Source organism: Dyella sp. BiH032 (assembly GCF_031954525.1).
In the GTDB taxonomy this organism is placed as follows: Bacteria; Pseudomonadota; Gammaproteobacteria; order Xanthomonadales; family Rhodanobacteraceae; genus Dyella_D.
On sequence record NZ_CP134867.1, the window covers coordinates 1,030,449 to 1,042,354 of the forward strand.

The window sequence follows — 11,906 nt, forward strand, 5'->3', positions numbered from 1 at the left end:
CGCCAGTTCCCCATGTCCCATTCCCCGGCTTAAGCTAACCGGCTCATCCAGGGAAAGCCCATGACCAAGCCCCAGCTCCTGATCGATACCGACCCCGGCGTGGACGATGCACTCGCCATTCTGATGGCGCATGCACACGCCGACATCGTGGGTTTGAGCGTCGCCGCCGGCAACGTCGGCCTGGGGCACACGGTGCGCAACGCGCGCACGCTGGTGGATCTGATGGGCGGCAGTGTGCCGGTCTTTGCAGGCTGCCCGACTCCGCTGGTGCGCGGTCCGGAGGAGGATGCCGCCTTCGTGCACGGAAGCGATGGCTTGGGGGATGTGGGCTTTGCGGAACCCGTCGCCACGGCGGAGACGGAGCAGGCCGCACTGGCCTTGTTGCGCCTGACGCGCGAGCGGCCCGGCGAGCTGACCCTGGTGGCCCTGGCGCCGCTCACCAATGTGGCGCTCGCGCTGCGGCTGGATCCGACCTTGCCCCAGCGGGTGAAGCGCCTGGTGGTCATGGGGGGTGCGGTGACCGGGTTGGGCAACACCGGCAAAGTCCCGGCCGAGTTCAATATTGGGTTCGACCCCGAAGCCGCGCACGTGGTCTTCGAGGCCTTCCCTCATTTCGACCTCGTCGATTGGGAGGCCACGCTGCGCCACGCTTTCGAGGAAGACGCCTTTGACGGTTGGTTGGCGGCCGGCGACCGGAGAGCCGAGTTCTTCGGCCAGGTCTTCCGTACCGCGCGGGCCTTCAATGCCACCAGCAAGCGCCGCGGCATCATCGCCGCGGATGCGTTGGCCATGGCGGTGGCGATCGATCCGAGCATCGTCACCCGCAGTGAAGAACGGCACGTGGCGGTGGAGCTGGATGGCAGGCTGACCCGCGGCGCCACGGTCGTGGACTGGGCCGGCCGGCTCGGTCACCCGGCCAATGCGCGCATCGTGCTGGAGGTAGATCAGGCGAGGTTCGCGGTCATGGTGAGACGAGCCCTCGGGGCTGCCTGAAGAGCCAGGCGGGCAAGTGGCTGAACTACTTGCCTTTGGCTCCGATGGCTCGTTATAATGCCGCTCTTTTCACCCACCGCTTTGAGTCCGTCATGAAGCCCGATATCCATCCGAACTACCGCCCGGTGGTGTTTCAGGACCTTTCGTCCGACTTCGCGTTCCTGACGCGCTCGACGATCGCCTCCAAGGAAACCGTCAAGTGGGAAGACGGCAACGAGTACCCGCTGATCAAGGTGGATATCTCCAGCCACTCGCACCCGTTCTACACCGGCAAGCAGAAGACCATCGAAACGGGCGGCCGCGTGGACAAGTTCCGCCGTCGCTACGCGCAGAAGTAATCGCGCGAACCGCGGTTCTTTCGCGGCACAGTTTGGTTTCGCAGCGTGGGGCGAGCGCAAGCTCGCCCCAAGTTTTTTCGTGCCCGCCATCCGACCATTCGGTAAGGGATGTTCAACGGGTGATGTGCGATAATGGCGGGCGTTGCATCGCGACTTCCCCAGCGCGGTGTATCTATTCCCCCGCCATGGGCACCGTCCAGAGTGACCGGCGGCGACATTTGCGAAGGAGGTTTCCGTGTCCGATACCAAGACCGTCAAGTTGGTGGATGAGCCGAACAAACGCAGCAGCGAGCTGCCCCTGTTGAGCGGCACGCTCGGTCCGGCCTGCGTCGACATCGGCACGCTGTACAAGGACACCGGTTACTTCACCTACGACCCCGGCTACGGCAGCACCGCCAGCACGAAGAGCGCCATCACCTACATCGACGGCGACCAGGGCGTCCTGCTTTATCGCGGTTACCCGATCGAGCAACTGGCCGAAAAGTCGAGCTTCCTCGAGACGGCCTACCTGCTGCTCAATGGCGAACTGCCCAGCAAGGACCAGTTCGTCAAGTTCGAAGACCAGATCACGCATCACACGATGATGCACGAGTCCCTGAAGGACTTCTTCAAGGGCTTCCATCACGACGCGCACCCCATGGCCATGCTGGCCGCCTCGGTGGCGTCGCTGTCCGCGTTCTATCACGACGACATCGACGTCGATAACGCCGAAGACCGCAAGCTGGCGGCGATCCGCCTCATCGCGAAGATGCCGACCATCGCGGCGGCTTGCTTCCGCTACTCGATCGGCTGGCCGTTCCGCTATCCGCGCAACAATCTCGAGTACGTCGACCGCTTCCTGCACATGATGTTCGAGGTGCCGAGCGAGCCGTTGACGCTGAGCCCGGTGGCCGCCAAGGCCCTGGACCTGCTCTTCATCCTGCACGCCGATCACGAACAGAACGCCTCGACGTCGACCGTTCGCCTCGTCGGCTCGACGGGTGCCAATCCGTACGCTTCCATCGCCGCGGGCATCACCGCCCTGTGGGGTCCGGCGCACGGCGGGGCCAACGAGGCCGTGCTGAAGATGCTCGAAGAGATCGGTTCTGCCGACAAGGTCGAGACGGCCGTCAAGCGCGCGAAGGACAAGAACGACAACTTCCGCCTGATGGGCTTCGGCCATCGCGTCTACAAGAACTTCGATCCGCGCGCCAAGATCATCCGCGAGATGACCCACAAGGTGCTCGGCGAGCTGGGCGTCAACGACCCGCTGCTGGAAGTGGCGATGAAGCTGGAAGAGGCGGCGCTGAAGGATGATTACTTCGTCGAGCGCAAGCTGTATCCGAACGTCGACTTCTATTCGGGCATCATCTACAAGGCCCTGAACATCCCCACCGAGATGTTCACCGTGATGTTCGCCATCGCCCGCACCGCCGGCTGGATCGCGCACTGGATCGAGCAGCACGAAACGCCCGGCGCGCGCATCGGCCGTCCGCGCCAGATCTACACCGGCGCCAACGTCCGCGATTACGTTCCGGCCGACAAGCGCTGAGCCCGTCGTATCCCTGGAACGCGAAAACGCCCGGCTTGGCCGGGCGTTTTCTTTTTCGTGCTCGGGGATGGAATGCGCTCAGCGCAAAGCGGCGGCCAATTTGCGTTCGAAATCGTCGTCGCCATCTTCGGCGATCAATGTTTCCACGGTGGCCAGCGAAGCGCGCCGCATGGGCTTCTCGTCGACCCGATCCAGCGGCGGCTGGCGCAAAGCGTTGGTGGGCAGCACGGTGATGTCGAAGGGCAGCTGATCGGCGGCGAACAGCAGTACCGGATATTCCGCCTGCTCGTCGCGGCTTATGCGTAGCCGCCGAGTCTGGGTTTCCACCGGAACGCCGCGCTCGCGGAGGAAGAGCATGACCGCCTCGGGATCGTCGCTGAACACGTGGAGGCAGACGGCCGAATGGTTATCGGCGGTGCCTTCGAGCACGGCACCGACCAGGCGCGGCTCGAAGGCCTCCAGGAAGCGCATCGCCTCCGCCGCGGCCTCCCGGCGCTCCTTCAGCAATTGCGGCTGACTGTGGGCATGGAAGATGCGCTGGTGCTCGCGCAGCGCTTCCTCGATTTCGTTATTGCGGGGCAATGCCTGCGTATCGAAGATGCCGAGCCGTTCGGCGGCCTTCAGCTTGGCATGGTGGTAGTCGCGGATGCCGTGCTCGCTCATGAGGCGGGCGGCCTCCTGGGCGATGCGAAGGCGGTTGCGCTGGACGCGATCCTGCGCATGGATGCGATGATGCTCGCCTCGAGCCATGGTCCTGGTCCCTCCTAGGTCGATCGTGCGGACGCTTGCCGGGAGGTGGGGCCGCCGTGCGGCCCCAGGGCGGGCGATCGAAGCTTGCCCGCCGCTCGTGCTCAGAAGATGTCGTACGCGTGCTGCTGGTCGGGGTCCTCCTGCTGCTGACTGGCCTGCTGGCGCAGGCGGTCGACGTCCTCCACCTTGAAGATCTCCGGCATCGCATTGGGATCTCCGGCTTCCGAAGGCAGGCCGCTGGAGCGGTTGATCTGCACGGTCGTGATGCCCGGCGGCATGGGCAGCGTAGTGGATGGCAGGTCCTTCAGGGCGGCGCCCATGTAATCCATCCAGATCGGCAATGCTGCTTTCGCGCCGAATTCACCGCGGCCCAGCGAGCTGAAGTCGTCGAAGCCTACCCACACCGCCGTGGAGAGATCGCCATTGAAGCCGACGAACCAGGCATCGCGGTGGTCGTTGGTCGAGCCCGTCTTGCCTGCGAGATCGTCCCGTCCCAGCGCCATGGCGGCGGCGCCGGTACCGCGCTTGACCACGTCTTTCATGAGGGAGGTAACGAGGAAGTCGTTGCGCACGTCGATGACCTGGGGCGCCAGCACCGGGGCATGCGCGCCTTCTCCATGGGCATCGGCGGGCAGTACCGCATCGCCGACGGCGCTAGCGCTCGCTCCGCCGGCGGGCGCGCCGGCATTTGCCACCGAATTGGCGGGTGCGATGGCTGCGGCGGGCGGCGGACCGGGCGGACGCGTATCGAGCAGGCGTTCCTGGCAGGTGCGGCAGGCGCGCGCGGGATTCGCCACGTACACCGGCTTGCCGTCGCGGTCGTCGATTTCGCTGATGAAGTAGGGGGTCACCAGGTAACCGCCATTGGCGAACACGGAATAGCCGCGGGCCATGCCCATCGGCGAGACCGAAGCCGTACCCAGGGCCATCGAAAGATTGGGCGGGAGGGCATCCGCGGAGAAACCGAACCGGGTGATGTAGTCGCGAGCATAGCGCACGCCGATGGCGTCCAGCAGGCGCACCGACACCAGGTTCTTGGATTTCACCAGGGCTTCGCGCAGGCGGATAGGGCCATCGAACTTGTCGTCGTCATTGGATGGCGTCCAGAGTCCGTCAGGCCGCGACGGGTCGGGCAGGGCCAGCGGCGCGTCATTGACGATGGAGGCGGGCGTGAACCCGCGCTCGAAAGCTGCCGAATAGATGTACGGCTTGAAGCTGGAGCCCGGCTGCCGTGCTGCCATCACCGCGCGATTGAACTTGCTTCGCAGGAAATTGAAGCCGCCGACCAGCGCCTGCAGCGAGCCATCCTCCGGATTGACCGAGGCGAGCGCGCCCTGGACCTTCGGGATCTGGGCCAGCTCCCACTCGCCCTTGGCATTGCGCGCGACGCGGATCACGTCGCCCCGCTTGAGCACGCTGGCCACATTCTTCGGAGCTGCGCCCACGCGCGTCTCGTTGACGTAGGGCTTCGCCCAGGCGACGGCGTCCATGCCGAGCTTCACCTGCTCGCGGCTGGACAGGTAGACGGTGGCTTCGCTGCCCGCGACGTCGGTGACGAGGCCGGGCCGCATGCCGCCGACGTCGATGTAGCTCGACAGGATGCGGTCGAAGTCGTCGCCACCGGCGTGGTCGGCCAGCTCCTGGTGGTCCTCCGGGCCGCGCCAGCCGTGGCGGCGGTCGTAATCGACCAGGCCGGCGCGCAGGGCATCCACCGCCGCCTGCTGCCGGGTGCTCTGGACCGTGGTCTTGATGACGTAGCCCTCGGTAAGGGCGTCGTTGCCCAGGCGGTCGAGCGCCTGCAGGCGGACCATTTCGGCCAGGTAGGGGGCGTCGACCTCGATCGGTGGTTCGTGCGGGTAGGCGTTGTTCGGCTCGTGGACCGCCTGCTCGTACTCGGCCTGGGTGATGTACCGGTTCTGCAGCATCTGGCCCAGCACCCAGTTGCGCCGGGCGATGGCGCGCTTGGGGTTGTTGAGCGGGTTGACCACCGAGGGCAGCTGGAATGTGGAGGCGATCAGCGCGCACTCGGCATTGGTCAGCTGGTCCAGCGTCTTGCCGTAGTAATAGGAGGCGGCAGCGGCCACGCCGTAGGAGCGGTGGCCCAGGAACATCTTGTTCAGATAGAGCTCCAGGATCTGGTCCTTGGTCAGCTCGTTCTCCATGCGCAGGGCGATGAAGATCTCCATCAGCTTGCGCGAATACAACTTCTCGGGGCTGAGGAAGAAGTTCCTCGCAACCTGTTGGGTAATGGTGGAGCCGCCCGGCCCCTTGTCGCCGCCGGACACCACGACGTGCCAGCCGGCGCGGGCGATGCCGTGCCAGTCGACGCCGGGATGGCGGTAGAAGTCACCGTCCTCGGCCGACAGCACGGCATGCTTGAGGCGGTCGGGCACATCGTTGATGCTGACCGGGATGCGCCGGGTCTCGCCGAACGACGCAATCAGCTTGCCGTCGGCGCTGAGGACGCGCAGCGGCACCTGCATGTGGTAGTCCTTCAGGGCCGCGACGGAGGGGAGGCGCGGCGAGACGAGCCAATAGGCCACACCGACCGCGGCTACCGCCAGCAGCAATCCGGTGAAAGCAAGGATCAGCACCCAGCGCAGCAGACGCTTGAGAATTTGCATGGTGTGGATATTGCGAGACCTGAGTCAAAACACGACACAGTATAGATGTAGCACCATTTACTTAACGGGACCGGTCGGCACATTCCCACCACAGGTCATCGTTACGTCACAAAAACGGCCCGGGACGTGATTGGCGCTAACTGTGCATGCCGTCACGCCAAAACAGTCGAGGAAGTTCCCGTAGGCCGTTGCCAATACGTTAATTTTTGGATTTAATGCCGTCGCGCACTCGCCACTTCTAATACGGTGCAGGCGTCCAGGGGCAAGGGGGAAAATCGTGGGGCTCTTTACACCCAAGAAGCCGCCGCTGATTGGCGTCGACATCAGTTCGACCGCCGTCAAGCTGCTGCAGCTCAGTCAGGCCGGTGGCCGCTACCGCGTTGAGCATTACGCGGTCGAGCCGCTGCCCCCAAACGCCGTGGTCGAAAAGAACATCGTCGAAGTCGAGGCGGTGGGCGAAGCGATTCGGCGCGCCGTCGCGCGATCGGGCACGAAGCTCAAGCACGCCGCCGCAGCCGTCGCCGGTTCGGCGGTGATCACGCGCATCATTCCAATGTCGTCCGATCTGTCCGAAGAAGATCTCGAAGGACAGATACAGGTCGAGGCGAACCAGTACATCCCGTATCCGATCGAGGAAGTAAGCCTCGACTTCGAAGTGCTGGGGCCGGTGCGCGACAACCCTGAAATGAACAATGTGTTGCTTGCTGCGTCCCGCACCGAGAACGTCGACATGCGCGTCGCCGCGCTCGACCTCGGCGGACTCGCCGCGAAGGTGGTCGACGTCGAGGCGTTCGCGATGGAGAACGCGTTCTCGATGGTCGCCGACCAGCTCAACGTCGGCCGCGACGCGCTCGTCGCCGTGGTCGACATCGGCGCCACCATGACCACGCTCTCGGTGCTGCGCAACCAGCGCACCATCTATTCGCGCGAGCAGGTCTTCGGCGGCAAGCAGCTCACCGACGAGATCATGCGCCGCTATGGCCTTTCCTACGAGGAAGCCGGGCGCGCGAAGCGCAAGGGCGGCTTGCCGGAGTCCTACGAGACCGAGGCGCTGGAGCCCTTCAAGGAATCGCTGATCCAGCAGATCAGCCGCCTGCTGCAGTTCTTCTTCGCGGGCAGCGAGTACAGCAAGGTCGACCAGGTGGTGCTCGCCGGCGGCTGCGCGTCGATCGAGGGCCTGTGCCCGATGCTCGAGGAACAGCTCGGCGTGTCCTGCGTGGTCGCCAATCCGTTGGCGCGCATGTCGCTGTCGCCGCGCGTGCAGGCGCAGCAGCTGGCCCAGGACGCGCCTGCGCTGATGATCGCGGTCGGCCTCGCCATGAGGAGCTTCGACTGATGGCACGCATCAACCTACTTCCGTGGCGCGCCGAACGCCGCAAGCAACGCGAGCGCGAGTTCTATGTGCAGCTCGGCGTCGCGGTCGGCGCGGCGATTCTGTTCGTGGTTCTGTGGATGACCTGGATGGACCAGCGCATCAGCAACCAGAACGAGCGCAACGACTACTTGCAGGGCGAGATCAAGCAGCTCGACGAGCGCATCGCCAAGATCAAGGACCTCGAGAAGGTCCGTGAGCGCCTGCTGGCGCGCAAGCAGATCATCGAGCAGCTGCAGGCCAACCGTTCGCAGATGGTCCATCTGTTCGACGAACTGGTGAAGACCATCCCCGCCAGCGCTCGCCTCAGTGGCCTCAAGCAGAGCGGCGAATCGATGTCGCTCGACGGCGTGGCCCAGTCCAATGCCAGCGTCGCCGAGTACATGCGCAATCTCGAGGCTTCTCCGTGGATGGGGCATGCGGATCTGCGCAAGACGGAAAACACGCATGGCGATTCGCGCATGCCCTACACGTTCGGTCTTGATGTCGCGCTGAGCAAGCCCAAGCCCGAAGAGGGCGCCGATAGCGAACACACCCCCGTCCTGCCGGCCGGCGGCGCGAGTGCCCCGGCCCCGGCGAATCCTGCGGTGGCTGGAACGACCGCACGCCAGACCCTCGGCGCGGCGGCCCAGGCGCTGACCTCTCCGGCGGCGAAGCCTGCTGCCCAGCCGGCGACCCGGCCTTCCTCTTCCCAGGCGCCCAAACCGGCAGCCCCGGCCGCCAATGGGGGAGCCAAGCCATGAAATTCTTCAATGACCTGCGGAACCTCGACCGCAACAACGTCGGCGGTTGGCCGAAATCCGCCAAGATCTTCTTCACCGTGCTGCTGTTCGGTCTGGTCGCGCTGGGCGGGTGGTACCTCATCATCCGCGACCAGCAGGACACGCTCGACGGCCTCGCCAACAAAGAAGAGCAGCTCAAGCAGGAGTTCTCGCAGAAGCAGGCCAAGGCCGTGAATCTCGAGGCGCTGCAACAGCAGCTCGACGAGATGCAGGACATGCTGCGCCAGCTGCTGCGCCAGCTGCCCAGCCGAACCGAAATGCCCGAGCTGCTGGTGGACATCTCGCAGACCGCGCTGTCGGCGGGCCTGGAGACGGAGCTGTTCCAGCCGGGCGCCGAAGTTCCGAAGGATTTCTACGCCGAGAAGCCGATCCAGCTGCGCATGGTGGGCAACTATCACCAGTTCGGCACCTTCATCAGCGGCGTAGCCTCGCTGCCGCGCGTGGTGATTCTGACCCTGCACGACGTCTCGCTGACGCCCAAGGACAAGAACGGCATGCTGGTGCTGCAGGGCACGGTCAAGACCTATCGCTATCTGGAAGACGACGAAAGCGCCGAAGCCAAGGCGGCCAACGCCAAGCCGGCCGGTGCCAAGACGGGGGGGCAGAAATGAGCAGGACCAAAGCCCTCCGCGCCGCTCGCGTCGCGCTGGCCATCGGCGCCATCCTGGTGCTCGCCGGCTGCACGCGCGGCATGTCGGACCTGCGCGACTGGGTCGCGCAGGAGAAGCAGAAGAAAGGCGCGCCCATCCCGCCGCTGCCCGTCATCAAGACCTTCGAGACCTTCCTCTACAACGACCAGGATCGCCGTGATCCGTTCAGCCCGAGCACGGCCGAACTGGACAACAGCGCAGCCAACGGTCCGCGGCCCGACCAGGACCGCGCCAAGGAGCCGCTGGAAGCCTTTGCGCTGGACAGCCTGAAGATGGTCGGCACCGTCGGCACGGGCAATGGCATGGAAGTGCTGATCAAAGACCCGGGCGGCGTGATCCATCGCGTCCACCGCGGCGAGTACATGGGGCAGAACTACGGACACGTCACCGCCATCGCCGAAGACCACATCGAGCTGGTCGAGCTGGTTTCCAACGGTAACGGCGGCTGGATGGAACGCTCGGCCAGCATCGCGCTTGGCGAGAAATAAGAATCACAGGGGCTGATGCAATGACGAACCTCAATCAACCAGTCCAGGGCCGTGTCATGCGCCATGCGAGCCGTCGCCTGTTCACCGCACTGTTGATCGCCGGTGCCGCGTGGTCGGGCCTCGCGGCCGCGGCCACCAGCACCCTGCGCGAGATCAGCTACGACACCCTGCCGGGCGGCCGGGTCGAGCTGCATCTGAACTTCGCCCAGGGTCCGGTGCCCGAGCCGAAGATCTTCACCACCGGCAATCCGCCGCGCATCGCCATCGACTTCCCGGATACCGACAATTCGGCCGCGCGCCACCTGGACGTCAACAAGGGTTCGACGATGGGCGTCTCGGCGATCTCCGCCGGCGGTCGCACCCGCGTCGTGGTGGAGCTGGTACGCGAGTCCTCGTATCGCTCGCGCGTCGAAGGCAACAGCCTGGTCTTCACCGTCAACAACGGCAGCGACGCGCAGACGACCACCACGGCATCCATCATCGATCCTTCCAAGGCGCTGCCATCCTCGGCGGCCGGTCCTGCCGTGTCGAACATCGACTTCCGGCGTGGCCCGAACGGCGAAGGCCGCGTGCTGGTCAATTTCAGCGGCGCCGGCGCCAATGCCGACATGAAGCGCGAAGGCGACAAGGTGGTGGTCAATCTCGACCATGTGAACCTGCCGGCGAACCTGGCCCAGCGCCTGGACGTGCTGGACTTCGCCACGCCGGTGCAGTCCGTCACGACCAAGGCCGGCCCGCGCGGCGGTGCCCGCATGGAAATTGCCGTCAAGGGCAACGTCGAGACTTCCGCTTACCAGACCGGCGACCAGTACGTGGTCGAAGTCGCTCCGAAGAAGGTCGCCCCGGGCACCGGGCCGGACGGCAAGCCGCTGCGTGGGCAGGAGCCGACCTACAACGGCAACCGCGTCACCTTCAACTTCCAGGACATCCCCGTCCGCTCGGTACTGCAGCTGATCGCCGACATGTCCGGCCAGAACCTGGTGGCTTCCGACACGGTCGGCGGCGCCATCACCCTGCGCCTCGTCAATGTGCCGTGGGATCAGGCGCTCGACGTCGTGCTGCGCGCCAAGGGCCTGGACAAGCGCCGCAACGGCAACGTCATTTGGATCGCGCCGCAGGACGAGCTGGCCAAGTACGAGCAGAGCGTCGCCGAAGCGCGCCTGAAGGCCGAGGACACCGCTGAACTGGTGACCGACTACGTGCCGATCAGCTACGGCAAGGCCCAGGACATCGCCAAGCTGCTGACCCAGGGAAGCATGGGCGGCGGTGGCGGCGCTGGCGGCGGCGGTGCCGGCGGCACGCGTGGGTTCCTCTCCGCGCGCGGCAGCGTCTCCTTCGACGAGCGCACCAATACGCTGCTGATCAACGACAACCCGCAGAAGATCCGCGAGCTGCGCGATCTGATCGCGGTGCTTGACCGCCCCGTGCAGCAGGTGCTGATCGAGTCGCGCATCGTGGTCGCCACGGATACCTTCACCCGCGAGCTCGGCGTGAAGTGGGGCGTGCAGGCGACCCACACCACCGATAGTGGCAACGTGATCTCCACCAGCCCGACCGGGACGAACTCGGGTGCGCTGGCGATCAACCGTGGCAACTTCAATGGCGGTACGGCGAACAGCATCACCTACCAGACCGGCGAGGGTGGCTATAACGTCAACCTGCCGGTGAGCAATCCGGCTGGCCAGATCGGCCTAGCGATTCTGGGCAAGAACTACCTCGTCGACCTGGAACTCTCCGCAGCCCAGACCGAAGGCCGTGGCGAAGTGATCTCCAGCCCGCGCGTGATCACGGCGAACCAGCAGGAAGCCGTGATCCGTCAGGGCCAGGAAATCGGCTACGTCACCTATCAGAACAGCGGCAGCACCGGCGGTGCGGCGCCCACGGCGTCTGTGCAGTTCAAGGACGCCGTGCTGGAACTGAAGGTCACTCCGACCATCACCGCCGACAACCGCGTCTATCTCGCGATCAACGTGAAGAAGGACGCGCTGGCGCAGTTCGTCGATACGCCGAACGGCAAGGTGCCGCAGATCGACACCCGCGAGATCAATACCTCGGTCCTGGTCGACAACGGTCAGACGGTGGTGCTGGGTGGCATCTACGAGATCACCAAGCAGAACACCATCACCAAGGTGCCGGGCCTCGGCGACATTCCTGGCCTCGGCGTGCTGTTCCGCAGGACCTCGCGCCAGAACGACAAGGCGGAACTGTTGATCTTCGTCACCCCGCGCATCCTCAGCGAAAGCCTGCGCTGAGCGACGCACTCGCGATACGAAGGAAAGGGCGGCCATGAGCCGCCCTTTTCTTTTCCGGGCCCGCCGGAGTCGCCAGCGCACAACGGCTGTGCCATCAGTCGCGGACCCGCTCCTGCGCCGGCCCGG

Annotated in this window: 10 protein-coding genes; 8 read left to right on the forward strand and 2 right to left on the reverse strand. The window is 65.3% G+C overall.

What is annotated here, in order from left to right; all coding sequences use genetic code 11:
* Positions 1-60: 60 nt before the first annotated feature.
* The 3 genes from RKE25_RS04550 to RKE25_RS04560 all read left to right on the forward strand — a co-directional run bounded on the left by RKE25_RS04550 (position 61) and on the right by RKE25_RS04560 (position 2,862).
* Positions 61-993, forward strand: coding sequence for a nucleoside hydrolase (locus RKE25_RS04550; protein ID WP_311841075.1), 933 nt, complete (start codon positions 61-63; stop codon positions 991-993).
* Positions 994-1,085: 92 nt separating this feature from the next.
* Positions 1,086-1,331, forward strand: a complete 246-nt coding sequence (locus RKE25_RS04555) for a type B 50S ribosomal protein L31 (RefSeq protein WP_311841076.1) — start codon at positions 1,086-1,088, stop codon at positions 1,329-1,331.
* Positions 1,332-1,566: 235 nt separating this feature from the next.
* Complete coding sequence (locus RKE25_RS04560; protein ID WP_311841077.1) at positions 1,567-2,862, forward strand: citrate synthase; 1,296 nt, start codon at positions 1,567-1,569, stop codon at positions 2,860-2,862.
* A 78-nt stretch (positions 2,863-2,940) separates the two neighbouring features.
* Here RKE25_RS04560 and RKE25_RS04565 read toward each other — a convergent pair whose 3' ends face one another.
* Both RKE25_RS04565 and RKE25_RS04570 read right to left on the reverse strand, forming a co-directional pair.
* Positions 2,941-3,612 carry a hypothetical protein gene (locus RKE25_RS04565; protein ID WP_311841078.1) on the reverse strand — a complete coding sequence of 224 codons (672 nt, stop codon included), beginning with the start codon at positions 3,610-3,612 and terminating at the stop codon, positions 2,941-2,943.
* Positions 3,613-3,713: 101 nt separating this feature from the next.
* Positions 3,714-6,236 carry a penicillin-binding protein 1A gene (locus tag RKE25_RS04570; RefSeq protein WP_311841079.1) on the reverse strand — a complete coding sequence of 841 codons (2,523 nt, stop codon included), beginning with the start codon at positions 6,234-6,236 and terminating at the stop codon, positions 3,714-3,716.
* Positions 6,237-6,513: 277 nt separating this feature from the next.
* Between RKE25_RS04570 and RKE25_RS04575 the strand changes: the two genes are divergently transcribed.
* Genes RKE25_RS04575 through RKE25_RS04595 form a run of 5 tightly spaced genes read left to right on the forward strand, consistent with a single transcriptional unit; the run spans position 6,514 to position 11,780 of the window.
* Positions 6,514-7,572 carry a pilus assembly protein PilM gene (locus RKE25_RS04575; RefSeq protein WP_311841080.1) on the forward strand — a complete coding sequence of 353 codons (1,059 nt, stop codon included), beginning with the start codon at positions 6,514-6,516 and terminating at the stop codon, positions 7,570-7,572.
* Positions 7,572-8,351 carry a PilN domain-containing protein gene (locus RKE25_RS04580; protein WP_311841081.1) on the forward strand — a complete coding sequence of 260 codons (780 nt, stop codon included), beginning with the start codon at positions 7,572-7,574 and terminating at the stop codon, positions 8,349-8,351. Before RKE25_RS04575 ends, RKE25_RS04580 begins: the two co-directional genes overlap by 1 nt.
* Positions 8,348-9,001 carry a type 4a pilus biogenesis protein PilO gene (gene pilO, locus RKE25_RS04585; protein ID WP_311841082.1) on the forward strand — a complete coding sequence of 218 codons (654 nt, stop codon included), beginning with the start codon at positions 8,348-8,350 and terminating at the stop codon, positions 8,999-9,001. The genes RKE25_RS04580 and pilO overlap by 4 nt, the downstream gene beginning before the upstream one ends.
* Positions 8,998-9,528 carry a pilus assembly protein PilP gene (locus RKE25_RS04590; RefSeq protein WP_311841083.1) on the forward strand — a complete coding sequence of 177 codons (531 nt, stop codon included), beginning with the start codon at positions 8,998-9,000 and terminating at the stop codon, positions 9,526-9,528. Before pilO ends, RKE25_RS04590 begins: the two co-directional genes overlap by 4 nt.
* A 56-nt stretch (positions 9,529-9,584) precedes the next feature.
* A complete protein-coding gene (locus tag RKE25_RS04595) occupies positions 9,585-11,780 on the forward strand; it encodes a type IV pilus secretin PilQ (protein ID WP_311841084.1) in 2,196 nt (731 codons plus the stop codon).
* Positions 11,781-11,906 lie beyond the last annotated feature (126 nt).